The sequence below is a fragment of the Streptomyces sp. CB02056 genome (genome assembly GCF_001905545.1).
In the GTDB taxonomy this organism is placed as follows: domain Bacteria; phylum Actinomycetota; class Actinomycetes; order Streptomycetales; family Streptomycetaceae; genus Kitasatospora.
The window spans coordinates 716,020-741,137 of sequence record NZ_LIPD01000007.1 but is presented as its reverse complement, the minus strand read 5'-3'; the positions used below and the strand labels follow the sequence as shown (position 1 = coordinate 741,137).

At 75.0% G+C, this 25,118-nt stretch carries 18 protein-coding genes; 10 read left to right on the top strand and 8 right to left on the bottom strand.

Annotated elements, in window-relative coordinates; all coding sequences use genetic code 11:
* The first annotated feature begins 293 nt into the window (after positions 1-293).
* Positions 294-1,322, top strand: coding sequence for an L-threonine 3-dehydrogenase (gene tdh, locus AMK13_RS22085; RefSeq protein WP_049651233.1), 1,029 nt, complete (start codon positions 294-296; stop codon positions 1,320-1,322).
* 75 nt (positions 1,323-1,397) lie between these two features.
* Positions 1,398-2,591, top strand: coding sequence for a glycine C-acetyltransferase (locus AMK13_RS22080; RefSeq protein ID WP_049651232.1), 1,194 nt, complete (start codon positions 1,398-1,400; stop codon positions 2,589-2,591).
* Between the two features lie 201 nt (positions 2,592-2,792).
* Here the strand turns inward: AMK13_RS22080 and AMK13_RS22075 are convergent, their stop codons facing one another.
* The 4 genes from AMK13_RS22075 to AMK13_RS22060 form a co-directional block, all read right to left on the bottom strand.
* Positions 2,793-4,409, bottom strand: a complete 1,617-nt coding sequence (locus AMK13_RS22075; RefSeq protein ID WP_074003753.1) for a TolB family protein — start codon at positions 4,407-4,409, stop codon at positions 2,793-2,795.
* 152 nt (positions 4,410-4,561) lie between these two features.
* Positions 4,562-5,944, bottom strand: a complete 1,383-nt coding sequence (locus AMK13_RS22070; protein ID WP_074003752.1) for a TolB family protein — start codon at positions 5,942-5,944, stop codon at positions 4,562-4,564.
* 163 nt (positions 5,945-6,107) lie between these two features.
* A complete protein-coding gene (locus AMK13_RS22065) occupies positions 6,108-7,514 on the bottom strand; it encodes a TolB family protein (RefSeq protein WP_074003751.1) in 1,407 nt (468 codons plus the stop codon).
* A gap of 192 nt (positions 7,515-7,706) precedes the next feature.
* The gene (locus AMK13_RS22060; protein WP_074003750.1) at positions 7,707-9,152 is read right to left on the bottom strand and encodes a TolB family protein; all 1,446 of its coding nucleotides are present in this window, start codon (positions 9,150-9,152) and stop codon (positions 7,707-7,709) included.
* Between the two features lie 292 nt (positions 9,153-9,444).
* Between AMK13_RS22060 and AMK13_RS22055 the strand changes: the two genes are divergently transcribed.
* The gene (locus AMK13_RS22055; RefSeq protein ID WP_049651227.1) at positions 9,445-10,356 is read left to right on the top strand and encodes a LysR family transcriptional regulator; all 912 of its coding nucleotides are present in this window, start codon (positions 9,445-9,447) and stop codon (positions 10,354-10,356) included.
* A 10-nt stretch (positions 10,357-10,366) separates the two neighbouring features.
* Here AMK13_RS22055 and AMK13_RS22050 read toward each other — a convergent pair whose 3' ends face one another.
* Positions 10,367-11,386: a hypothetical protein gene (locus AMK13_RS22050; protein ID WP_074003749.1), complete on the bottom strand. Its 1,020-nt coding sequence runs from the start codon at positions 11,384-11,386 to the stop codon at positions 10,367-10,369.
* Between the two features lie 272 nt (positions 11,387-11,658).
* On the opposite strand from AMK13_RS22050, the gene AMK13_RS42040 reads away from it, so the two are divergent.
* The 7 genes from AMK13_RS42040 (at position 11,659) to AMK13_RS22015 (ending at position 21,453) form a co-directional block, all read left to right on the top strand.
* Entirely contained in the window at positions 11,659-13,218 is a 1,560-nt protein-coding gene (locus AMK13_RS42040) for a hypothetical protein (protein WP_074003748.1), read from the top strand.
* Between the two features lie 71 nt (positions 13,219-13,289).
* Positions 13,290-14,078: a polysaccharide lyase gene (locus tag AMK13_RS41140; RefSeq protein WP_074003747.1), complete on the top strand. Its 789-nt coding sequence runs from the start codon at positions 13,290-13,292 to the stop codon at positions 14,076-14,078.
* A 49-nt stretch (positions 14,079-14,127) separates the two neighbouring features.
* Positions 14,128-15,690: an ABC transporter substrate-binding protein gene (locus tag AMK13_RS22035; protein ID WP_074003746.1), complete on the top strand. Its 1,563-nt coding sequence runs from the start codon at positions 14,128-14,130 to the stop codon at positions 15,688-15,690.
* A gap of 126 nt (positions 15,691-15,816) precedes the next feature.
* Positions 15,817-16,776 carry an ABC transporter permease gene (locus AMK13_RS22030; RefSeq protein WP_074003745.1) on the top strand — a complete coding sequence of 320 codons (960 nt, stop codon included), beginning with the start codon at positions 15,817-15,819 and terminating at the stop codon, positions 16,774-16,776.
* The gene (locus AMK13_RS22025) at positions 16,773-17,618 is read left to right on the top strand and encodes an ABC transporter permease (RefSeq protein WP_079272343.1); all 846 of its coding nucleotides are present in this window, start codon (positions 16,773-16,775) and stop codon (positions 17,616-17,618) included. The genes AMK13_RS22030 and AMK13_RS22025 overlap by 4 nt, the downstream gene beginning before the upstream one ends.
* On the top strand, positions 17,615-19,432 hold the full coding sequence (locus tag AMK13_RS22020) for a dipeptide ABC transporter ATP-binding protein (protein ID WP_241852991.1): 1,818 nt from the start codon (positions 17,615-17,617) through the stop codon (positions 19,430-19,432). Before AMK13_RS22025 ends, AMK13_RS22020 begins: the two co-directional genes overlap by 4 nt.
* Positions 19,433-19,449: 17 nt before the next feature.
* Complete coding sequence (locus AMK13_RS22015) at positions 19,450-21,453, top strand: PQQ-binding-like beta-propeller repeat protein (RefSeq protein ID WP_074003744.1); 2,004 nt, start codon at positions 19,450-19,452, stop codon at positions 21,451-21,453.
* A 47-nt stretch (positions 21,454-21,500) separates the two neighbouring features.
* Here the strand turns inward: AMK13_RS22015 and AMK13_RS22010 are convergent, their stop codons facing one another.
* The 3 genes from AMK13_RS22010 to AMK13_RS22000 form a co-directional block, all read right to left on the bottom strand.
* Positions 21,501-22,775 (bottom strand): sulfatase family protein, encoded by a 1,275-nt coding sequence (locus AMK13_RS22010; protein ID WP_074003743.1) that lies wholly within the window; start codon positions 22,773-22,775, stop codon positions 21,501-21,503.
* Positions 22,776-22,778: 3 nt separating this feature from the next.
* Entirely contained in the window at positions 22,779-23,780 is a 1,002-nt protein-coding gene (locus AMK13_RS22005; RefSeq protein ID WP_074003742.1) for a hydroxyacid dehydrogenase, read from the bottom strand.
* 91 nt (positions 23,781-23,871) lie between these two features.
* Entirely contained in the window at positions 23,872-25,086 is a 1,215-nt protein-coding gene (locus tag AMK13_RS22000) for an ROK family transcriptional regulator (RefSeq protein WP_049656563.1), read from the bottom strand.
* Positions 25,087-25,118 lie beyond the last annotated feature (32 nt).

The following is a 25,118-nucleotide window of genomic DNA, read 5'->3' as shown; positions in this document are numbered from 1 at the left end:
GGTGGGTCGGCCGGCCGGCCGCCGCGCGGGGTCGCGGCGCCGGGCCCGCGCTCGGCCGGACGGGTGAGCACCGGCACGCCGCGCCAGCCCGCGCACCCGCCGCCGACCACCGCTCGGGCACGATCGTTCAGCCCAGCTGTGGCCGCCCTTAAGAATTCCTCGATGGACCGCACCCCCTCCGACCAGGCAGATTTCTGCCTGCCCGGAGCGCGTCCGCCAGGAGCGGCCGAACCGGGCCTCCTCGGCCTGCCCCCGTACCCGCAGGCCGTCCCACCCGCACGTCAGGAGCCGCCGTGAAGGCACTCGTCAAGCAGCAGGCCGAGCCCGGGCTCTGGCTGATGGACGTCCCCATGCCCGAGATCGGCCCCGGCGAGGTGCTGATCAAGGTGCTGCGGACCGGCATCTGCGGCACCGACCTGCACATCCGCAAGTGGGACGGCTGGGCGCAGCAGACCATCAGGACCCCGCTGGTGCTCGGCCACGAGTTCGTCGGCGAGGTCGCCGAGCTGGGTGCCGGCGTCACGGACATCGCGGTCGGCGACCTGGTCAGCGGCGAGGGCCACCTGGTCTGCGGCAAGTGCCGCAACTGCCAGGCCGGCCGCCGCCACCTGTGCCGCAACACTGTCGGCCTGGGCGTGAACCGGGACGGCGCGTTCGCCGAGTACGTGGCGCTGCCCGCCTCCAACGTGTGGGTGCACCGGGTGCCGGTCGACCTGGACGTGGCCGCGATCTTCGACCCGTTCGGCAACGCCGTGCACACCGCGCTGTCCTTCCCGCTGGTCGGCGAGGACGTGCTGGTCACCGGCGCCGGCCCGATCGGCATCATGGCCGCCGCCGTCGCCAAGCACGCCGGCGCCCGCAACGTGATGATCACCGACGTCTCCCCGTACCGCCTCGACCTGGCCCGCAAGGTCGGTGTGACGCTGGCGCTGGACGTGTCGCAGCACACCATCGAGGAGGGCCAACAGAAGCTCGGCCTGCGCGAGGGCTTCGACGTCGGCCTGGAGATGTCCGGCCGCCCCGAGGCGATGCAGTCGATGATCGCCAACATGACCCACGGCGGGAAGATCGCCATGCTCGGCCTGCCCGCCGAGCAGTTCCCGGTGGACTGGGCCTCGATCGTCACCTCGATGATCACCATCAAGGGCATCTACGGCCGGGAGATGTTCGAGACCTGGTACGCGATGTCCGTGCTGCTGGAGGGCGGCCTGGACCTCGCCCCGGTGATCACCGGCCGCTACGCCGCCACCGATTTCGAGGCCGCCTTCGACGACGCCGCGAGCGGCAACTGCGGCAAGATCATCCTCGACTGGACCGCCTGAGCCCGGCTCAGCCCCGCCGAAGCTCCCCCGCCGAACCCGCCGAACCGCCCCGCCGAACTGATTGAGGAGACCGCAGTGTTCGACAACGTGCGTGCCGACGTCGCCGCCACCCTGGACGAGATCCGCGAGGCCGGGCTGTTCAAGCCCGAGCGGGTGATCGGCACCCCGCAGAGCGCCGCCGTCACCGTGACCGCCGGCGGCCTGCCCGGCGAGGTGCTGAACTTCTGCGCCAACAACTACCTCGGCCTGGCCGACCACCCCGAGGTGCTCTCCGCCGCCAAGGACGCCCTGGACCGCTGGGGCTACGGGATGGCCTCGGTCCGCTTCATCTGCGGCACCCAGGACGTCCACAAGGAGCTGGAGGACCGCCTCTCGGCGTTCCTCGGCCAGGAGGACACGATCCTCTACTCCTCCTGCTTCGACGCCAACGGCGGTGTCTTCGAGACCCTGCTGGACGACCGGGACGCCGTCATCTCCGACGCGCTGAACCACGCCAGCATCATCGACGGCATCCGGCTCAGCAAGGCCCGCCGCCACCGCTACGCCAACCGCGACCTGGCCGACCTGGAGAAGCAGCTCCAGGACACCCAGGACGCGCGCCGCCGCCTGATCGTCACCGACGGCGTGTTCTCGATGGACGGCTACGTCGCCCCGCTGCGCGAGATCTGCGACCTGGCCGACCGCTACGACGCCATGGTCATGGTGGACGACTCGCACGCCGTCGGCTTCGTCGGCCCGAACGGCCGCGGCACCCCCGAGCTGCACGGCGTGACGGACCGCGTGGACATCATCACCGGCACCCTCGGCAAGGCGCTCGGCGGCGCCTCCGGCGGCTACGTCGCCGCCCGCCGGGAGATCGTCGCCCTGCTGCGCCAGCGCTCCCGCCCGTACCTGTTCTCCAACTCGCTGGCCCCGGTGATCGCGGCCGCCTCGCTCAAGGTGCTCGACCTGGTCGAGAAGTCCACCGAGCTGCGCGAGCGGCTGGCGGCCAACACCGCGCTGTTCCGGGCGAAGATGACCGAGGCCGGGTTCGAGATCCTGCCCGGCGACCACCCGATCGCCCCGGTGATGATCGGCGACGCGGCCAAGGCGGGCCGGCTCGCCGAGCTGCTGCTGGAGCGCGGCGTGTACGTGATCGGCTTCTCCTTCCCGGTGGTGCCGCACGGCCAGGCCCGGATCCGGGTGCAGCTGTCCGCGGCGCACTCCACCGAGGACGTCGAGCGCGCCGTCGCGGCCTTCGTGGACGCGCGCGCCGCCCTGGAGGACTGACCTCCACCCAGGCCGCCCGTGGGCCGGACCGCTCGGAATCGGTCCGGCCCACGGGCTCACCAACCGCCGTGCGGCGCAGGCGAATCGATCCGCCCCGTGCCGTACGGACCAGAGACCACCTGCCCCACCCTCCCGCTGCGGGGGCGGGACGCCGGCCCAGCCGACGTCCCGCCCCCGTCGCGGTTTTCGGGCGGCGGCCGGTCAGTCGTCCCAGCCCTCGCCCTGACCGTCACCCTGGTCGTCGCCCTGGCCGTCGTCGTCCTGGGCGGCGTCGAGGCCCTGGTGGCGGCCCGCGGGCTTGGCGAACACCTGGGTGTTCTCCTCCGCCGCCGGGCCGTCGGCGCCGGCGACCAGGTTGCCGCTGGTCGAGTCGAACAGCACGGTCCGGCCCGAGGCGGCCACGACCGGGTCCCGCGACGAACCGTTGCCGAACGAGCCGTCCGGCGCGGTGGAGACCCGCTCGGTGCGGCCGGTGCGCAGGTCCTGGCGGTAGACGTCCCAGCCGGGGTGCTGCGGGCCGGCCACCAGGTTGTCGGCGGCGGACTCGAAGTAGATCCAGCGGTTGTCGGCGGTGATCGAGCCGTGGTCGGAGGAGCCGACCGAACTGGTGCCCGGCAGGCCGCCGCTGACCTTCGTCACGGTGCCCTTCTTGAGGTCCCGGACGTAGAGCACGGTGTGGGAGCGGTGGCCGCCGGTCGAGCCGCCGGGCTCGGCCAGGGTGTAGACCGCGTGCCGTCCGTCGGGGCTGATCGTCGCCTCGAAGCTGGCGCTGCCGATCTGGCCGTCGAGGCCCGCGCTCACCGCCGTGATCTTCCCGGACCGTACGTCGTAGGTGTAGTAGGGAGCGGCGTTCGGACGGGCCAGGGTCGGCTGCGCCGCGTTCTGCGGGACGTTCTGGCGCGCGGCCTCGGCGGCGCTCGGGGTGAGGTCCACGTCGGCGGGAGCGGCCGCGGCGGCGGTGGTCGCGGCGGCGAGTCCGGGCGCCTGCTCGTCCGGCAGCAGGTTGGAGATGGAGCCGAAGCCGATGGTGCGGCCGTCCGCGCTGATCGTCGGCCGGAAGGAGGTGCTCTCGCCCGGCTTGCCGTGCACGTCGCGGGTGACCAGCCGGGTGGTGTGGGTCCAGCGGTCGGTGAGGTAGACGTTGATCTTCCAGGTGTAGGGCCTGGCGAGCGAGGGGGCGGTGCCGGAGTCGGGCTCCGGCTCCGGCTCCACGACGGTCGGGTCCAGGTCCTTCCGGGAGGACACGAAGACCACGTACCGGCCGTTGCCGCTGACCTGCGCGTTGTACGAGCCGTGGTACTGGTCGGCGTCGGTGTTGGTGGGGCTGTCGCTGACCAGCTCGGTGCGGCCGGTCCTGCGGTCCCTGATGTACACCTCGGTGCGGTTCTTGACCTGCGCGCCGGGCGCCACGTTCTCGTCCTCGCTGTCGAAGACGACGTAGCGGCCGTCGGCGCTGATCCCGGCCTGGTCGGTCGAGCCGCTCAGCGCCCCGCCCGCGTCGGACAGGTTGACCTGTTCGAGGCGGCCGGTGCGCAGGTCCTTCACATAGGCGTTGCTCCAGCCCACCGGGGGGTTGGGCAGCAGGTTCGTGGCCCGGGAGGTGAACAGGGCGTAGCGGCCGTTGGCGCTGATGCCCTGGGTGGTCGACAGGTTGTCGGGCGCCGCGCCGTTCGGCCCGACGCTGACCTGGGTGGTGCCGCGCGGCAGTGGGGCGGCCTGGGCCGGGGCGGCGGTGACGGCGAGCACGGCGGCCGCGGCCAGGATGCCGCCGCCACCGGCCAGCCACCGGTTGCGGGTCGTCCGGGTGGTACGGGACATGAGGTCTTCCCCCCTCTGATCGCCCGGCCGGGCTCCCTCCCGACGGCGGGCTTTCGCCGAGCCAACCGTCGGGAGGGCAGGGGGGTCAACGTCCTCGGGTGATCTCGGCTGAAAATACGTCAACAGACGTATGCCGCAAGGGAATCAGGCCATCACGGGCGGCGCAGGAAGACGTCCGCGGCGCCGTTGCTGTCGCCCGGCACCAGGTTGCCGTCACCGGCGGTGAAGAGCACCGTGTCGCCGGCGAAGTCGACGAACGGGGCCGTGGAGCCGGTGGTGCTCTGCCCGCCGTCCCGGGTGAGGCTGACCCGTTCGATCGCCCCGGTCCTCAGGTCGCGGCGGAAGATGTCGCTGACGCCGTTGGTGTCGCCGGGGACGAGGTTGTCGGCGCTGGAGTCGAAGTAGACCCAGCGGCCGTCGAAGGTCATGGCGGGGTAGTGGGCGCCCTCGGTGGTCGTGGTGCCGGGCAGGAAGGCGTTGAGCCAGGTCAGTTTGCCGGTGGCCAGCTCCCGGGCGTACAGGTCCATCCGGTAGCGGTAGGAGCCGGGCCGGCCGATGTGGACCGGCAGGCCGAAGAGGGCGTAGCGGCCGTCCGGGCTGAGCCGGGGGCCGATGCTGGTGCCGCGCAGGTAGCCCTGGTCGTCCACGCTGGCGCCGGAGACCTTGCCGGTGTCGGCCTTCCAGACGAAGTAGGGGTAGAAGCGGGGCTTGGCCAGTCCGGGCGCACCGGCGTCGGTGCCGTCGGTGCCGGCGCCCGGTTCGGTGGCGGCCGGGTCCTGCGGGAGCAGGTTGCCGGCCCGGGAGCTGAAGCCGACGGTGGAGCCGTCCGCGCTGATCGTCACACCGTAGGAGGAGTTGTTGGGGGCCTCACCGTCCGCGCCGGTGGTGACCACCCGGGTGGTGCCGGTCCAGCGGTCGGTGACGAGGACGCTGAAGTAGCGCGGATTCGAGCCCGGGGCGAGGTCGGTGCGGTTGGAGGTGTAGGCGATGTAGCGGCCGTCCCGGCTCAGCGAGGGCTCGGCGGAGAACGCGCCGTCGGGGGAGCCGCCCGGGCCGACCGGCTCGGTGTGCCCGGTCCAGCGGTCGCGGACGAAGACGTCGCTGCTGCGCACCACCTGGCCCGGCACCACGTTGGTGGCGCTGGTGCTGAAGGCCACGTACCGGCCGTCGGCGCTGATCGAGGCCTCGCTGGTGGGGGCGTTCAGCCGGGAGCCGTCGTCGGCGACGCTGACCTTCTCGACGTGCCCGTTGCGCAGGTCGCGGACGTAGACCTCGTCGGAGTTCGGGGTGCCGGGTTCCGGCAGCAGGTTGGTCGCGGTCGAGGTGAAGAGCGCGGAGCGGCCGTCCTCGCTCAGCCCGAGCGCGACGGAGTCCCCGTTGAGCTGCTCGCCCTTGGCGGTCTCGCTGATCCGGGCGGTGTCGCCCTTGGGCGGCTTGGCCTCGGCGGCGGGCAGCGCCGCGCCGGCGGCCACGGCGGTGGCGGCCAGCACGGCGGCGGCGCGGGCGAGCCGGCGTCGGGCGGGTGTGTGCGTCATGGATCGTCCTCCCCTGGTGGCGGTCCCGGGCCCACGACCCCCGCGGCCCGGTTTGAGGAGAGCCAAGCGTCGTACGGATCATCGGTCAACGACCGGCGGCGATCTCGGGCGGAAATACGCCACCGGTCGTATGCCATAAGGGAGATGAGTGGCGGTCAGGCCGTCACAGGCGGCGGAGGAAGGCGTCCGTGACGGCGTTGGTGTCCCCCGGGACCAGGTCGCCGTCGTCGGCGGTGAAGAGCACCGCGTCTCCGGTGGCGTCCACGGACGGACTGTAGGAGGGGGAGGTGGTCGGCGCGCCGTCCCGGGTGAGGCTGACCCGTTCGATCCGGCCGGTCCACAGGTCGCGGCGGTAGACGCTGCTCTGGTTCCTGACGTCGTCGGGGAGCAGGTTGCCGGCGGAGGAGTCGAAGTAGACCCAGCGGTCGTCGGCCGTCATGACGGCGCCGGAGGAGGACCCGTTCGCCGTGGTGCCCGGCAGGCCGGCGCTGACCTCGGTGACCTTGCCGGTGGCCAGGTCGTGGACGTACACGTCCAGCCGGACGCCGCCGTGGCCGGGCAGACCGGTGCCGTAGACGGCGACGCTGTAGACGGCGTAGCGGCCGTCGGGGCTGATTCGGCCGTCGCTGCTGCCGCTCAGCTGCCCGGTGCCGTCCACGCTGCCGGCGACGATCGTGCCGGTGGCGGCCTTCCAGACGTAGGAGGGGTGGTGCATGGGCCCGCCGGTCACTCCCGGCGACCCGGCGTCGGAGCCGGTCTCGTCGGAACCGGGGCCGGCGGGGGCGGCCGGAACCTCCGGGAGCAGGTTGCCGGCCCGGGAGGTGAAGGCGATGGCGGAGCCGTCCGCGCTGATCATCGGATCGAGGGAGTAGTTGCTGGCGGGCTCGCCGTCCGCGCCGACGGTGACCAGGCGGCTGGTGCGGGTCCAGCGGTCGGTGACGTAGATATTGTTCCTGCCGCGCCGCACGGGGCCCGGGGCGAGGTCGGAGCGGTTGGAGACGTAGGCGACGTAGCGGCCGTCCCGGCTGATGCTGGGGCTGGTGGATCCGAAGCCGCTCTGGTCCTCGGCGCCCGGCAGGGCGGCGGCGGTGACCAGTTCGGTGTGCCCGGTCCAGCGGTCGCGGACGAAGACGTCGCTGGGGTGGGCCGGCTGGCCGGGCACCACGTTGGTGGCGGTGGTGCTGAAGGCCACGTACCGGCTGTCGGCGCTGATCGAGGCGTCGGTGGTGGGGGCGTTCAGCGGGGAGCCGTCGTCGGCGACGCTGACCTTCTCGACGTGGCCGTTGCGCAGGTCGCGGACGTAGACCTCGTCGGAGTTGGGGGTGCCTGTTCCGGGCAGCAGGTTGGTCGCGGCGGAGGTGAACAGGGCGGAGCGGCCGTCCTCGCTCAGTCCGAGTGCGGTCGAGGGGCCGTTGAGCTGCTCGCCCTTGGCGGTCTCGCTGATCCGGGCGGTGTCGCCCTTGGGCGGCTTGGCCTCGGCGGCGGGCAGCGCGGCGCCGGCGGCCAGGGCGGTGGCGGCCAGGACGGCGGCGGTCCGGGCCGGCCACCTGCGGGTGCGTGCGGTGGGCATGAGATCTTCCTCCCCTGGGATCGCCCGGCCGGGCTCCCTCCCGGCGGCGGGCTTTCGCAGAGCCAACCGTCGGGAGGGCTGGTGGTCAACGGCCGAGGGTGGTCCCGCCGGGAAATACGCCAACAGGCGTATCCGGCAAGGGAGTCAGGGCGTCACCGAGGGAGTCGGGGCGTCACCGAGGGAGTCGGGGCGTCACAGGCGGCGCCGGAAGACGTCCGTGAGGTCGCTGTCGACGACGGGCGCCAGGTTGCCGTCCTGGGCGCTGAACAGCAGCGTCGTGTCGTCGGCGTCGACCTGCGGGAAGGCGGCGGAGGTGGTGCTCTGGGAGCCGTCGTGGGCGAGGGAGACCCGCTCGGTGTGCCCGCTGCGCAGGTCGGTGCGGAAGACGTCGGCCTGCTCGTTGGTGTCGCCGGGCACCAGGTCGGCGACGTCGGAGACGAAGTACACCCAGCGGTCGTTCATCGGCATCACCGGGTCGTAGGAGGAGTCGCGCGGGGTGGTGCCGGACAGCGGCTTGTTGACCTTGGTGGTCGTGCCGGTGGCCAGCTCGCGGACGTAGACGTCCTGGTGGCGGCCGTGCGAGCCGGGGCGGCCGCCCTCCTCGAAGACGGTGTAGGCCGCGTAGCGGCCGGAGGGGCTGATCCGCCCGTCGTTGCCGCTGTTGACGAACTCGCCGGCCTCGTTGTAGCTGGCGCCGGTGATCTTCCCGGTGCGGGCGTCCCAGACGTAGTACGGGTAGGCGCGGATGGCGGCCAGCTCGGCGCGGGCGGAGGCGGTCCGCGGGGCCCGCGCGGCCTCGGCGAGGTCCGTGCCATCAGCGGGGTCCGCGGCGGAAGTGGCGGCGAGCGCGGGCGGGGTCTGCTCGGCCGGGAGCAGGTTGCCGGCCCGCGAGGTGAAGCCGATGACGGTGCCGTCCGCGCTGATCGTCGGGCGGAAGGAGTTGTTGTCGGCCGGGGTGCCGTCCGCGCCGGTGCTGACCACCCGGGTGGTGTGGGTCCAGCGGTCGGCGAGGAAGACGTTGAACTTGCCGCGGCGCACGCCGGGGGCGAGGTCGGTGCGGTCGGAGGAGTAGACCACGTAGCGGCCGTCGGCGCTGATGGCGGCGTTGAAGGCGTTGCGGATGCTCTGGTCGTCGCCCGCGCCGGAGACGCCGTCGCCCGCGGAGAGCAGCTCGGTGCGGCCGGTCCAGCGGTCCCGGACGAAGACGTCCGAGGGGTGCTTCGGCTGCCCGGGCACCGCGTTGGAGGCGTAGCTGCTGAACACCACGTACCGGCCGTTGCCGCTGATCGCCGCGTCGTTGCTGCCGTTGTCCAGGGCGGAGCCGTCGTCGGCGACGCTGACCCGCTCGGTGTGGCCGTTGCGCAGGTCCCGCACGTAGACGTCGCCGAGGACCCCGGCGCCGCCCGGCAGCAGGTTGGTCGCCGCCGAGGAGAACAGGGCGTAGCGGCCGTCGTCGCTCAGCCCGAGCGCGAGGGAGGTGCCGTTCAGCGGCTCGCCCTTGGCGCCCTCGCTGACCCGGGCGGTGTCGCCCTTGGGCGGGCGGGCCTCGGCGGCGGGCATCGCGGCGCCGGCCACGGCCACGGCCACCAGGACGGCGGCGGTACGGGCCAGTCGGCGGCGGGTGCGTGCGGTGGTCATGGATCATCCTCCCCAGATGACGGTGCCGGGCCGTCGACACCCCCGTGGCCCGGTTGGGGAAGAGCCAAGCGCCGTGCGGGTGTCCGGTCAACGGACAGGAGCGATCTCGTCCGGAAATACCTCACCGGTCGTATCTCCGGCCGAAATCTCCCACGCCGGTACAACCGTCCCGCCGTACGGGGCGGGTGGCCGACGAACGGGAGCCGTCCCGACCGGCCCGCGCGGCCGTCGGCGGACCCGGCGGAACCGTGCTCCGGTCGGGTGCGCCGTGCCGCGCTGGCAGAATTGGTCCGTGATCGACGCACGACGGCTGCGGACCCTGCGGGCCGTGGCGGACCACCGCACCGTGACCGCCGCGGCGGCCGCCCTCTACCTGACCCCCTCCGCGGTCTCCCAGCAGCTGGCCGCCCTGGAGCAGGAGACCGGCCACCACCTGCTCGCCCGGGAGGGCCGGGGCGTACGGCTGACCGCCGCCGGGGAGATCCTGCTCGGCCACGCCGACGTGGTGCTCGCCCAGCTGGAGCGCGCCGAGGCCGACCTCGCCGCGTACAGCGCGGGCGTCTCCGGGGAGGTGACGGTCGCCTCCTTCGCGACCGCCATCGCCTCCGTGCTCGCCCCGGCCGTCGGCCTGCTCGCCGGGCGCGCGCCCGGGGTGCGGCTCAAGGTGCTGGACGCCGAGGGCGACGCCAGCCTGCCGATGGTGCTGGACGGCCGGGCCGACCTCGCGGTGGCCGTCGAGTACCGGGGCGCCCCGCGCGCCGACGACGCCCGGCTGACCAGGGTGCCGCTGTACGCCGAGCCCTTCGAGGCCGTGCTGCCGCTCGGCCACCGGCTGGCCGCCGAGTCCGGCCCGCTGGCCGTCGCCTCGCTGGCCGACGAGCCGTGGATCGGGCCGTACCCCGGCAACCCCTGCCACGACGTGGTGCTGCTGGCCTGCGAGCACGCCGGGTTCCAGCCCCGGCTGCTGCACTCCTCGGACGACTTCCGGGCCGTGGTGGCGCTGGCCTCGGCCGGCCTCGGGGTGGCGCTGGTGCCGCGCTCGGCGCTGCGCGGCGTCGACCTCGGCGAGGTCGCGGTGCGCCCGGTGGACAGCGAGCTCGCCACCCGCCGGGTCTTCGCCGCCGTCCGGGCCGGCGCCGACGGGCACCCGCTGGTCCGGCCGGTGCTGGACTCCCTCGCCGAGGCGGCCGCCGCGGGCGCGTGAGCCGGGATTCTCAGTCGCAGGGGGCCGTCGCCGGGCCGCCGTCGGGGCGGACCCCGGCGAACTCGTCCAGGACGGCCACCCGCAGTTCGTGGGCGCCGTCCGCGCGGGTCTGCTCGTAGTAGAGGTACCAGCGGCCGCGGGCGGAGACGAGGTCGGCGTACCGGACGTCCAGCCAGGGGCCGTCCGGGGTGAGGCGGTGCCAGGCGCGCAGGTCGGCGGAGGCGGCCAGGCCGCAGCGCTCCTCGTAGTTGCCGGCGGCGTCCGCCGAGCCGTCGTAGAGCGCGAGCCAGCCGCCCCGGCCGTCGGGGAGGACGGTGGTGATCCGGGACTCGTAGCCGTCCCAGGCGCCGGCCGGGCCGACGTCCAGGGCCTCGGCGGCGCGGCCGGGCGGGGCGGTGAAGCGCAGCCCGTCCGGGGAGAGCGCGAGGGCGGTGGGCTGGACGGTGAGGCCGGTGGTGTGGATGTCGGCACTCGCGTGGGCGCGGGCCCGTTCCTCGGGGGTGAACGGCCGGGCCCGGGAGACGGTGGCGAACAGGTGGACGCCGGCGTCGGTTTCGAGCAGGTACGGGTCCTTGACGCCCTCGGTGCCGGTGGTCGCGGCGGTCAGGACGGGGGTGCGGGCGCCGAGGTCGAAGGAGTCGGGGGTGTCGGCGCTCAGGGCGTCGATCCGCCAGCGGTTGTCGGCCGGGTCGACGTGGCTGAGGTGGAGCAGGTAGCCGCCGTCGCGGCGCAGCAGGGCGAGGCGCTCCATCGAGGGGGAGCCCAGGTCGTCGCTCCGGACGGACCACAGGTCGTGGAAGGCGATGCCGTCGGTGCTCTCGGCGACGGCGCAGCGCCAGCCTCGGTCGGGGCCGCCCGCCGCGCCGCGCGGGCGGCGCTCGCGGTAGGTGAGCAGGAAGCGGTCGCGGTCCGGCTCGTACCGGACGCCCGGGCAGCCGGCCCAGTAGCCGGGTTCGGGGCGCTCGGGGGCGCGGACCAGGTGGGAGGCGCTCAGGTCGGGCGCGGCGGGCGGGGCGGCGGGGTGCGGCACGGGACCGTCCTTCGAAGGGGTCGGGAGGGGATGAGAAGAGTTTCTATCAGATCGATCAAAAGTCCGAGCGGCTTGCGGTAGGCCGGGCCCGGTCGGCTGGCCTGCGTCTTCCCGCTCCCACCTGCCGGATGTCTGTGAAGCCGATGTTTCGCCCGATGGCGATCGCACGACACCGACCGGCTGGGCCTTGACCGGCCCCCGGAGATCACGGCTAGCTTCTTCTCAGAGTCGATCAAACACCGCCGACCCCGACCCGAGGAAGCCCCGCCCCGATGACCGCCCCCACCACCGACGCGCCCGGCTACGCCGGTCTGGGCCTGTACGTCGGCGACCTCCACAACCACTGCGGCATCAGCTACGGCCACGGGAGCATCGAGGACGCCTACGCCAACGCCCGGCTCCAGCTCGACTTCGCCAGCGTCACCGGCCACGGCTGGTGGCCCGACCTGCCCGAGCGCACCCCCGAGCTGGCCAGCCTGGTCGACTACCACACCGAGGGCTTCGCCCGGCTGGCCCGGCTCTGGGACCACGTCCAGGACGTCACCGCCGCCGCCCACGAGGACGGCCGCTTCGTCACCTTCCAGTCCTTCGAGTGGCACAGCCTCGCGTACGGCGACCACTGCGTGTACTTCGACGGCTCGCGCGGCGAGATCATCCGGGCGGCGGACCTGGAGCGACTGCGCGCCCGGCTGCGGGAGCTCGCCGCCCAGGGCGTACGGACCTGGGCCCTGCCGCACCACATCGGCTACGGGCCGGCCCGCCGCGGCATCGACTGGGCCTCCTACACCGAGGAGTTCGCCCCGGTGGTGGAGATGGTGTCGATGCACGGCTGCGCCGAGTCCGACGAGGCGCCGCGCGGCTACCTGCACACCATGGGCCCGCGCGCCGCCGCCGGGACGGCCGTCCACGGCCTGCGCCTGGGCCACCGCTTCGGGCTGATCGGCTCCACCGACCACCACAGCGCCTTCCCCGGCAGCCACGGGCACGGCCGGGTCGCGGTCTGGGCCCCGGAGCTGACCCGCGACGGGATCTGGACCGCCGTCCAGCAGCGCCGCGCCTACGCGATCACCGGCGACCGCATCCTGCTCGCCACCTCCGTCAACGGCGCCCCGATGGGTGCCGAGGCCCCCTCCGCCGACCGGCGCCGGATCCAGGTCACCGTCCAGGGCCGGGACGCGCTCGACCACGTCGAACTGCTGCGCAACGGCGTCCCCGTCCACCGGGTCAGCCGCCCCGAACTGCTCGCCCGCGCCGCCGCCGAGGACACCTTCACCGGCACCCTGGGCTTCGCCGTCGGCTGGGGCCGGCGCGGCGAACCGGTGCACTGGGACGTGGAGTTGCGGATCGAGGGCGGGCGGCTGCTGGACGTCCAGCCCCGGCTGCGCGGCCCGGAGACGGTCGCGCCCGCCGAGGCCGAGCCGGACACCTACCGGCCGTCCCACTGGGAGCGCACCGGGCCGGGGGAGGTCCGGCTGCGGACCGTCACCGACGGCAACCCCAACACCGCCACCGACAGCACCCAGGGCTTCTCGCTGCGGATCGAGGGCGACGAGCGGACCAGGCTGGTCGCCGTCGTGAACGGCGTCGAGACCGCCCACGCCGTCGGCGAGCTGCTGGCGGGCGCGCGGACCGGCTTCACCGGCGGGTTCGTCTCCGGCGCCTACCGCTTCGACCGGGCCGTGCCCGACCGGGAGACCACCGCCGAGTTCGAGCTGACCGACGAACGCCCCGGCGGCGACGGGGACTTCTACCACGTGAGGGTACGACAGGTGAACGACCAGTGGGCCTGGTCCAGCCCGACCTGGGTGGGACCGGCCGGCTCCTGTCGCTAGGGCCGGTTGATCCCGTCAGCCGGCCCCGACCACCGGTCGCCCGTACCCGAACCCGAGATGGAGAAGAACCCGTGTCCCGACTCCCCGGCCGCCTCGCCGGCGCCGTGCTCACCGCCGCCCTGGCCGTGACCGCCGCCGCTCCCGCCCACGCCGCCGCCCCCGCACCCGCCTCCGCGGCCGTGACCGCCGCCACCGAGGTCTTCGCCGACGACTTCGAATCCGGCACCCTCGCCGCCTGGACCCGCCAGCGCGTCGACGGCAACGGCAGCATCACCGTGGCCCCCGCACCCGCCGGCGGCACCGGCCAGGCCGCCCGCTTCAGCGTCCCGAACGACGGCGCCTCCTACCGCTCCGAGGTCGCCGTCAACTCCCTCGGCTGGGGCAGCTACCGCTTCGCCCTCGCCGACTACCTGCCCACCGACTGGGTGCGGACGTCCACCGAGACGATCCTCGCCCAGTGGCACGGCTACCCGCTCGCCGACGGCAGCGACACCAAGCCGCCGATCGCGCTGACCGTCAAGGACGGCAGCTGGCGGCTCAAGGTGCACTGGCTGACCGACCCGAGCACCGTCCAGGAGGCGGTGATCCCGCTCGGCGACGTGCAGTTCGGCCACTGGAACCAGTGGGCCTTCGACATCACCTGGTCCACCGACACCACCCCCGGCGCCGTCACCGTCTACCGGGACGGCGCGCAGGTCGGCGCGTACAGCGGCCTCAACAACTACCACCAGAACCAGTCGCCGTACTTCAAGACCGGCATCTACCGGGCCAACTGGAACCCGGCCAAGAACATCCCCTACCCGACCGGCGGCCCCGACGTGGTGGCCTGGAGCGACAGCGTCGTCGTGACCAGGTACTGACACCGCACCCGCCGACCGAGACCCCGAGAACCGAAGAGGTAGCACCACCATGAGCGACGCGGCCCGCCACCACGGCCTGCCCCGAAGAGGCTTCCTCGGCCTGAGCGCCGGAGCGGTCCTGCTGGCGGCGGGCTGCCGCTCCGCCACCGAGGACGCCGTCGGCGGGGCCGCGGCCCCCGCCACCGCCTCCGCGCCGGACCTCCAGATCGTCTACGGCGCCGCCCCCGACCCCACCCAGCTGCTCCACCGCGGCCCGGACACCCCGGTGTTCGTCAACCTGGTGCTGGACCGGCTGGTCGACCTCGACCCGCAGACCCTCCAGCCCGTGCCCTGGCTCGCCACCTCCTGGGAGTGGAGCGCCGACCGCACCAGGCTCGTGCTCAAGCTGCGCGAGGACGTCACCTTCCACGACGGCCGCCCGCTCAGCCCGGACGACGTCGTCTTCTCGCTCACCGGCGCGGCCAAGTCCTCCCAGGTCAAGCCGCTGCTGGAACGGCTCGCCGACATCCGGGCGAGCGCCCCGAACGAGGTCACCCTCACGCTCGCCAAGCCCACCAGCAACCTGTTCGACGCGCTCGCCTTCAACCCCGTGGTGGACGCCCGCAGTTACGTCGACGGCAAGGCCGCCGACAGGGTCAACGGCACCGGGCCGTTCACCTGGCAGGCGTTCAAGGGCGGCAACCAGCTCGACCTGGCCCGCTACGACCACTACTGGCAGAGCGGCCGGCCGCACTTCGAGCGGATCACCGTCCGGTCGGTGACCAGCAGCCAGGCCGCGCTGTCCGCCCTCCAGTCGGGGCAGTCCCACCTGATCGGCGCGGTGCCCGGGCGCGACCTCAAGGTGCTCGGGGGGAACCCGGCCTTCACCGTGCAGTCCGCCAGGTCCTCCTACCAGCAGGCGTTCCTCGGCGTGAACGTCACCAGCGGGCCCTTCGGCGACCGCCGGGTGCGCCAGGCCCTCCAGTACGCGGTGGACCGCGACCGCATCGTCGCCCAGGTGTACGGCGGCCACGCCGAGGCGAGCAGCCTGCCCTGGCCCTCCAACACCCCCGGCGTCACCCCCGACCAGGTCACCCGCTACCCGCACGACCCGGAGAAGGCCCGCGGACTGCTCCGGGAGGCCGGCGCCGAGGGCGCCCGGGTGCCGCTCACCGCCGCCAACTCGCCGGTCTTCGCCTCCCTCGTGGAACTGGTCAAGTACGACCTGGAGCAGGCCGGGTTCGGCGTCGACGTCCAGCTGCTGGACAACGCCGCGCTCCAGCCGAAGATCCAACAGGGCACGCTGGACGGGCTGTTCATCGCCAACCACGGCATGGTCAGCGTCTCCCCGCTGAGCGGGATCACCGTCTCCGGGCCGCTCCAGGTCGGCCGGAACACCTCGCACGTCACCGACCCCGCCTACGCCGACCTCCAGGCCCGCGCCTTCGCCGCCGCCGACGAGCAGGCCCGGGCCGAGGTCAACCACGACCTGTCCGAGTACCTGCTCACCGAGTCCTTCCACATCACCCTCGCGCACGCCTGGGAGACCTACGCCCTGGCCTCCTCGGTGCGCGGCGTGGCCACCAGCGCGCTCGGCTACCTGCGGCTCGACGACACCCGGCGCACCGCCTGACACACCGCCGGACGTACCGCCGGGCGCCGTCGCCGCGCCGCACCGTCGGACGCACCGCCTGACGGCCGTCCCAGGGCGACCCCCACCGCCCTGGGGCGGCTCCTCCGACCCCCTTGGAGTACCCCCGTGCCCTACTGGACCAGAAAGGCGGCCGGCGCGCTGGCCACGCTCTGGCTCGCCTCCGTCGCCGTCTTCCTGCTGCTCCGCCTCGCCCCCGGCGACCCGGTCTCCGCCGCGCTCGGCGCCGAGGCCGACCAGGAGCAGCGCGACCGGCTCGCCGGCAGCCTCGGCGTGGACCGGCCGATGCCCGTCCAGTACCTGGGCTGGCTGCACGGACTGCTCACCGGGGACCCGGGCAGCTCCTTCCACTACCGGGAGCCGGTCACCCGGCTGATCGGCCAGAGCGTCGGCAGCACCGTCCAACTCGCCCTCGTCGCCGGGCTGCTGATGCTGGTCCTCGGCCTGCTGCTGGGCGTCGCGCTGGCCGCCGAGCGCCGCGGCCGGCTCGCCCGGGTGCTCGACCCGCTGGCCACCGCCCTGCTCGCGCTGCCGGTGTACGTCACCGCCGTGCTCTTCGTCTTCGTCTTCGCCGTCCTGCTGCGCCTGCTGCCCGCCGGCGGCGAGCGGGACCTGTTCACCGCGCCGGACCTCGCCGTCCAGTACCTCGCCCTGCCCGCCGTCGCGCTCGCGCTGCCGGGGGCGGCGGTGCTGGCCCGGCTGCTCGCCACCGAGCTGCGCCGCACCCGCCAGGAGGAGTTCGTGCTGACGGCCGTCGCCAAGGGGGCCTCGCCCCGGCGGGTCCTGGCGCGCCATGTGCTGCCCAACAGCCTGGCCCCGTTCTGCGTCGAATTCGGCCTGCACCTGGGCGAGTTGCTCGGCGGCGCGGTGGTCGCCGAACAGCTCTTCGCCCGGCACGGCCTCGGCCAGCTGCTGCTGGACGCCATCAACCAGCGGGACTACCCGGTCGCCCAGACCCTGATCATGCTCGCCGTCGCCGTCGCCGTACTCGTCCAGCTCGGCTCGGAGCTGCTGGTCGGCCGGCTCGACCCGCGGATCGCCCGCGCCGGCACCGGGGAGGACCGGTGACCAGCACCCTCGCCGTACGCCGCCGCCGGCTCGCCCTGCCCGCGCTCCCGGCCGCGCTGCGCACCCGGCGCGGGCGCACCGGCGCGCTCCTCGTCCTCCTGGTGGTGCTGCTGGGGCTGCTCGGCCCGCTGCTCGCCGCCGACCCCTACCGGCAGGGCCCGGACGCCCTGGCCGGGCCGTCGGCGGCCCACCTGCTGGGCACCGACGAGGTCGGCCGCGACCTGCTCGCCCGGGCGCTGGCCGGGATCCGCACCGAACTGCTGGTCTGCCTGCTGGCCGTCCCCGCGGCCGCCGTGCTCGGCACCGCGCTGGGCCTGCTCGGCGGGCTGAACCGGCTGCTGGGCGAGGCCGTCCAACGGCTGTTCGACCTGCTGCTCGGCCTGCACGGCGTCCTGCTCGGCCTCGCGCTCGCCCTGCTGGTGCGCCCGGGGCTGGGCACCGTGGTCGCCACCATCGTGCTCAGCGCGCTGCCCTCCTTCGGACGCCAGGCGCGGGCGGCCCTGCTCGCCCAGCTGGCCCGCGACCACGTGGTGGCGGCCCGGGTGCTCGGTGTGCCGCGCGGCCGGATCCTGCGCCGCCACGTCCTGCCGAACGTCGTCGACGCCACCACCGCGCTGCTGGCCGTCGCGATGGCGCACGCCGTCAAGACCGAGGGCGGCCTGAGCGTGCTGGGCCTCGGCATCCAGCCGCCCGCCCCCTCGCTCGGCACGATGATCAACACCGGCTCCAAGTACCTCTTCCTCCACCCGGGTTACGCCCTGGCGCCGGTCGTCCTGCTCGGCCTGCTGGTGTTCGGCCTGACCCTGCTCGCCGACTCGTTCAACCGGGAGAGACTGCGGTGACCACGACCGATGCCCTCACAACGGCCCAGGCCGGCAGCGCCGTTGCCGTGCCGGGCCCGCCGCTGTTGGAGGTGCGCGGTCTGCGCGTCACGGCGGGCGGCGGCGAGGCGGTGCGCGGGGTGGACCTCACCGTGCGGCCGGGCGAGATCCTCGGCCTGGTCGGCGAGTCCGGCTCCGGCAAGACGCTCACCGCGCTGGCCGTCAACCGGATGCTGCCGCCGGGCTGCCGCACCACCGGCGGCACCGTCCGCTTCGACGGCACCGACCTGCTCGCCCTGCCCGAGCCCGCCGTGCGCGCGGTGCGCGGCCGGCGGATCGGCATGGTCTTCCAGGACCCGCTGGCCCACCTCAACCCCCGGATGCCGGTCGGCCGCCAGCTCGCCGAGGCCGCCCTGGTGCACGGCGCGAGCCGCCGCGAAGCCCGGGCCCGGGCGCTCGAACTCCTCGACCTGGTCGGCATCGCCGAGCCCGCGCGCCGCTACCGCGACCGGCCGCACGAGTTCTCCGGCGGCATGCGCCAGCGCGTGCTGATCGCCATGGCGATGGCCAACCGCCCCGAACTGCTGATCGCCGACGAGCCGACCACGGCGCTCGACCCGAGCACCCGGGTGGAGATCCTGGACCTGCTGGTCCGGCTGCGCGACGAGACCGGCACGGCCGTCCTGCTGATCACCCATGACCTCGGTGTGGTGGCCCGCAGCTGCGACACCGTCCAGGTGATGTACGCCGGACGGATCGTCGAACGGGCGCCCACCGCAGGCCTGTTGGCCGCGCCCAGGCACCGGTACACCGCCGGGCTGCTGGCCGGCGTGCCCCGGCTGGACGGCCCGCCCGGCGCGCCGCTCACCGTCATCGGCGGACGCCCGCCGGCGGCCGGGGAGGCGCCCGCCGGCTGCGCCTTCGCACCGCGCTGCGCGGCCGCCGCCGACCGCTGCACGACCTCGGCGCCGGAGTGGGCCGACACCGGAGACTCCGGCTTTTCCTGCCACCTCCCCGTGGCACAGGCGGTGGTGACGGAACGTCAGATCGTCGAGGCGCGACGGGTGGAGCGGGCCGCCGAGCCCGTCCTGGTCGCCGAGGGCCTCACCGTGCGCTACGGCCGCCGCCGGCCCCCGGCGCTGGACGGCGTGAGCCTGAGCGCCGCGCCCGGCCGGGCGGTCGGGGTGATCGGCGAGTCCGGCTCCGGGAAGTCCACCCTGGCCCGCGCGCTGCTCGGGCTGGTGCGCCCGCAGGCCGGGACGGTCCGGGTGGGCGGCCGCTCCTGGGCCGGGGCCGACCGCGCCGAGGAACGCGAACTGCGGCGCCGGGTACAGCTGGTCTTCCAGGACCCGTACGCCTCGCTCAGCCCCCGGATGACGGTGCGCGAGGCGCTGGCCGAGCCGCTGACGACCCACGGGCTGCGGGACCGCGACCCGCGCGGGCTGTGCGAGCTGGTCGGCCTGCCGGAGGCGGTGCTCGACGCCCGGCCGCACCGGCTCTCCGGAGGCCAGCGCCAGCGGGTCGCGATCGCGCGGGCGCTGGCCGTCGGCCCGCAGGTGCTGGTCGCCGACGAACCGACCTCCGCGCTGGACGTCTCGGTCCAGGCGCAGATCCTCAACCTCTTCGCCGACCTGCGCGAACAGCACGGCGTGGGGCTGGTGTTCATCTCGCACGACCTCGCGCTGGTCCGGCACCTCTGCGACGAGGTGCTGGTGCTGCGGCACGGCCGGGTGGTCGAACGGGCGCCCGCCGCCGAGCTGTTCGCCGCCCCCGCGCACCCGTACACCCGGGAGCTGCTGGTGGCCGCCGGCGCTCCCGAACCGTCCCGCCCATGACCGGACCCTGGAGCCCCATGCCTGCCGTGAACCCCTCCCGCCGCCAACTCCTGCTCGGCACCGGCGCGGTGGCCGCGCTCTCGGTGCTCGGCCCGCCCGCCGCCGCGGCGGCCCCCGCCGCACCCGGGGCCGAGGGACCGGAGGTGACCGGACTCGGCCCCGGGAACAGCGACTTCCCCCTGATGAGCGCCACACTGATCGACGACACCCTGTGGATCGGCTCGCGCAACCTCGCCCCCGCCCGGGTGATCGGCTACCACCTGCCGACCGGCCGGGTCACCGCCACCGTCGACCTGCCCACCGGCAACTTCGTCCAGGGCTCGGCCGCCCACGGCGGCGTGCTCCACCTCGGCGTCACCGACGCCCCGGGCGCGGCCAACCTCTACCGCTACGACGGCACGCTCACCGCGCTCGGCAGCGTCCCCGGCGCCGACGTGCGGGACGTGGCCGTCGCGCCCGACGGGACGGTCTACGCGACCGGACGGCAGAAGGGCCGGGCCGCCGGCCCCGGCCTCTACGCCTGGAGCCCGGCCACCGGCGCCGTCACCGAGGTCGCCTCCCCGGCGCCGAACGCCACCCAGGGCCGGGCCGTCGCGGCCACCGCGACCCACGCCTACCTCGGCGTCGGCAGCAACCTCGCGGGCGGCGGCGGGGCGACCCGGGCGAGCCTGTACGCCGTCGATCGGGCCACCGGCGCCGTCAGCGACATCACCCCGCCCGACCTGCGCGGCGACACGATCATCCGCCGGATCACCGTCCTCGGCGACGACCTGCTGGCGGTCTCCACCGAGGGCGCGCCCGCCCACGTGGCGCTGCTCGACCCGGCCGACCACCGGGTGCTGCGCTCCTTCGCCGTCCCCGGCACCAAGAGCGTCACCAACTTCCAGCGCCGGGGGGACACCCTCTGGTTCACCTCCACCGAGCACGGCGTGCTGTGGCGCCACGACCTCGCCACCGGCGCGCTCGACCAGCTCGCCGTGCCGGTGCCGGACGGCAACTCCTGGGGCCTCGGCCGGCTCGGCGACACCCTGGCGGGCGTCACCGAGGGCGGCACCGTCTGGACCCTCGACCTCGGCACCGGGGCCGTCGCCACCCGGGACCTGGTCGAGGCGGGCGCCCCCGCCGCCGCCCAGCTCGGCATGTCGGTCGCCGCCCGCGCCGGGCGGGTCTACGTCGGCGGCAACGGCTCGCTCGCCCTGCACGACCTGGCCGCCGGGACCGTCCGCAAGCTCCCGGTGCCGGGCGAGGCCAAGGACACCGTGGTCCTCGACGACGGCACCCTCTACCTGGGCGTCTACTCCTCGCAGGGCATCTGGCGCTACCGGCCGGGAAGCGACCCGGCACCCGTCAAGGAGGCCGCGCTGCCGCAGGAGCAGAACCGGCCGCAGGTGATCCGCCGGGACCCGGACAGCGGCCTGCTGCTGCTCGGCGTCCAGGCCGACACCACCGGCGGCGGCTCCTTCGTCACCTACCGCCCGGGCAGCGGCCGGCCCACCGTGCACACCGACCCGCTCGGCCCCGAGCAGCTGGTGCGCGCCGTCGCCGCCGGGCACGGCCAGGCCTTCCTCGGCGGCGACAACGCCCGGCCCACCGGCCCGCGCGGCGACCTGGCCGCCTGGGACCCGGTGGCCGGCCGCGAACTGTGGCGCACCGCGACCGACCTCGGCGCGGGCGTCAGCAGCCTCGCCGTGCTCGGGAACACCCTGTACGGCCTGACCGTGAACGGCCGGGCGTTCACCGTCGACCTGTGCGGCTCGCGGCGGGCCGGGTTCGTGCCGGTGATCGGGCGGCGCGCCGACCTGGGGGCCGTCTCCGGCGCCAACCCGCGGCTGCTGGCGCTCGGCGGGGCCCTGTACGGGGTCAGCGAGCGCAGCCTGTTCCGGCTGGACCGCGACACCCTGGCCGCCACCGTGCTGGTCGGGCTGGACGCCGAGTGGTACAGCGGCGCCCGGCTGGCCGCGGACGAGCACGGCGTGCTCTACACGCTGCGCGGGCGCGAGCTGATCGCCGTCCGGCCGTAACGACCGCGAGGGAAGGGGCCGGCCCGGGCGGGCCGGCCCCTTTCGCGTCAGCGCGCGGCGTGCGGCACGAAGCGCGCGAACGGGTCGGCGACCTCCGCGCAGTGCCCGGCCAGCAGGCCCCGGAAGCGGTCGAGCAGCGCCGCGTGCCGGGCGTCGACCGCGAGGTTGACCAGCTCGCCGGGGTCGGCGGCGAGGTCGAAGAGCTGCTCCCGGTGGTCGCCCCAGGCGTAGCAGACGTACTTGTGCCGCCCGGCGCGGACCATCCGGCCCAGGGCGTTGTCGAAGCCGGGGATCTCCCAGCGGGTCTCGACCACCACGCTGTCGTGCGGCCGCGGCGTGCGGACGCTGCGGCCGGGCAGCCCGTCCGGCCCCTCGATCCCGGCCAGGTCGCAGAGCGTCGGGATGAGGTCCAGCCCGGCCGCGACCAGCCGCTCGTCGACCGCGCCGGCGGCCACCCCGGGGCCGGTGACCACCAGGGGCACCCGCACGCACTCCTCGTACAGGGCCCACTTCTGGTTCCAGCGGTGGGCGCCCGCGCCGTCGCCGTGGTCGGAGCTGAACACCACCACGGTCTCCCGGTCGCCGCCGCGCTCCGCCAGCGCGGCCAGCAGCAGGCCGATGTGCCGGTCCACCCGCTCCACCAGGGCGTAGTAGGCGTGCCGGTAGCGGCGCCAGTCGTCCTCCCGCCAGTGCTCCGTCGGGTGGGTGTGCGGCTGGGCCAGCCGGGCCAGCCGGGGCAGCGCCGGATCGTACGGCCCGACCGGGAAGTTGGCGGGCAGCGGCGGGAGTTCGGGGACGGGCGGCGCGGCCGGGAGCGGGCCGGTGCGCGGGTCCTGGCCGCGGGCCCACTCGCAGATGCCGTGCGGCTCCAGGAAGGAGGCGACCAGCAGGAACGGCCGCTCGCGCGGCGCGCGGACGAACCCGGCGGCGGCGCGGGCGAGTCCGGCGTCGTCCCCGCCCGCCGGGTGGATCCGGCGGAAGCCCCGGTCGGCGGGCAGGTCCAGCTCCGGCAGGTGCCACTTGCCGCCGTAGCCGCAGTCGTACCCGGCCTCGGTGAACAGGCGCCCGAGCAGCGGGTCCTCGGGGCCGCCGGTGTTGCCGGTGACGCCGACGGTGCTGGGCAGGCGGCCGGTCATCAGGCTGGCCCGGGAGGGGGTGCAGAGCGGCTGGGCGCAGTAGGCGTTGGGGTAGCGGGTGCCGGCGGCGGCCAGCGCGTCCATCGCGGGGGTGCGCAGGTACGGGTTCCCGGCGGCGCCCATCGCGTCGGCGGTCTGCTGGTCCGTCAGGATCAGGACGACGTCGGGGCTCTGTGGATCCGGCACGGGTCAGGCCATCCGTTCGTAGGTGTGCGGGTCGAGCGCCCGGCGCAGCGGGGCCCCGTCCAGCCAGCGCTCGAACTCGCCGACGACCAGGTCGCCGAGGCGGCGGCGCTCCAGCCCCCGGCTGCCCGCCAGGTGCGGGGTGACGACCACGTTGGGCAGGGTGAACAGCGGTGAGCCGGGCAGCGGCGGCTCGGGGTCGGTGACGTCCAGCACGGCGAAGAGGTCCGGGCGTTCGGCGAGGACGGCCAGCAGCGCGGGCTCGTCCAGGACGGCTCCGCGCGCGGTGTTGACGAGCGTGGCGCCGGGCTTCATCGAGGTCAGCAGCCGCCGGTCGACGAGGCCTCGGGTCGCCGGGAGCAGCGGGGTGTGCACGCTCACCACGTCGGCGGCGGCGAAGAGTTCGTCCAGGCCGACGGCGCGCACCCCGGGCGGCACCGGGGCGTACGGGTCGTGCGCGAGGACCTCGACGTCGTAGCCGCGCAGCATCTCGCAGACCAGGCGCCCGGCCGCGCCGAGCGACAGGACGCCGACCGTGGAGCCGTACCCGCCCGGGGTGCGGGCGGCCGGGACGGCGGCGCGGGCGGCCCGGGCGTCGAGGACGTGGCGCCAGCCGCCCTTGAGGGCGTAGACGATCTGCGCCACGGCGAACTCCGCGACCGGGACGGCGTTGGCGTGCGCGGCGGTGACGATCGGGACGCCCGCCGCCCAGAACGCCTCGCCGGCGATCCGGCGCACCGAGCCGGCCGCGTAGAGCACCAGCCGCAGGCGGGGGAGCCGGGCCAGGGCGGCGGCGTCCAGGACGGGCCCGCCCCAGCCGGTGAACAGCACCTCGACGGCCCGCAGCGCCTCCGGCGCGGCGGCGGCCAGCCGCTCGGCGCTCCACACCCCGTCGGGCGAGGCCGGGGCGGCCAGCACCTCGGCCCGGGCGGCGACCCGGGCGCGGGCCCGCGGGCCGTACACGTCGGGGAAGCGCTCCGGGTCCATCGCGAAGGCGGCGGTGGGCATCCGGTTCTCCTCGGGTCGCTGACGCACAAGGAGTTTCTATCACAGTGAGAAATAGTCGGGGGAGCCCGTAGAGCCGGCCGGGCCCCGGACCTCACCGGGTGATGAACGTCGCCCCGTCCGCGAGCCGGACCGCCGCCGCGGCCGCGCCGACCAGCTCGGTGGTGGTGCTGTGCACGACCACCAGGCGCGGCAGGACCGGCACCCGCCCCTGCAGCCGGCTCTCGATCGCGGCCGGCAGCTCGCCCCCGCTCTCCCAGAACAGCCGCCCGCCGAGGGCGATCAGCTCCGGCGCCAGCACCGTGCTCAGGTTGGCCACCAGCAGCGCCAGGTCGTCGGTGAGCTCGCCGATCAGCCGGACCGCCGCCGGGTCGCCCTCGCGCCCCAGCCGGAACAGCCCCGCCACCCGCTCGGCCGGGGTGCCGGACACCGTCAGACCGGCCTCGGTGATCCGCCGGTCCACCGCGTGGTCGCCGATCCTCGCCTGGGTGTCGCCGGTCCGCCCGAGCGGCCGGTCCAGCGCCGCGTGCCCGGCCATCAGGTGGCCCAGCGCCCCGGCGGCGCCCAGCCGGCCGCGGTGCAGCCGGCCGTCCAGCACGATCCCGGCGCCGACCTCGATGCCCACCACGACGGCCGCCAGGTCGCCCACCCCGGCCGCGGCGGGCGACTCCCGTACGGCCAGCGCGACCAGGTTGACGTTGCTCTCGACCGCCACCGGGACGCCGTAGCGCTCCTGGAGCAGCACCCCCAGCCGCAGCCCGGGCCAGTCCAGCGCGGGCGCGAACTCGACCAGCCCGGTGCGGTCCCGGACCACCCCGGGCACGCCCACGACGAGGGCGCGGGGGGCGCCCGCGTGCCGCCCGGCCCAGTCCCGCAGGCCGTCCACCAGTGCGAGCAGCGGGCCGGTCAGCTCGTCGGCGGCGATCTCCCGCGGCCGGTCCGGGCCGGGGAACGCCCAGTGGTGCTCGGCCTCGTGCAGCACCGTGCCGTCCAGCGCGGCGACCACGCCGACGATCCGGCGCGGGCGCACCGCGATCGCCAGCACGGTCTGCGCGCGGGCGTTGTACCGGATCAGCTGCGGCGGCCGGCCGCCGCTGGACGGCGCCCGCTCCGTCTCCACCTCCACCAGCCCCTCGGCCCGCAGCACCTCCACCAGCCGGTGCACGGTCGCGGTGCTCAGCCCGCTCTCGGCGGCCAGCCGCTGCCGGGAGAGCGTGCCGTGCCGCCGCAGCACCTCCAGCAGGACGGTCTGGTTCACCTGGGCGACGGTCTGCGTCGTGGCGGTGGCGGGGGTACGGCTCGGGGGCATCGCGCGCTCCTCGGACCGGGCCGGGCCCGGAC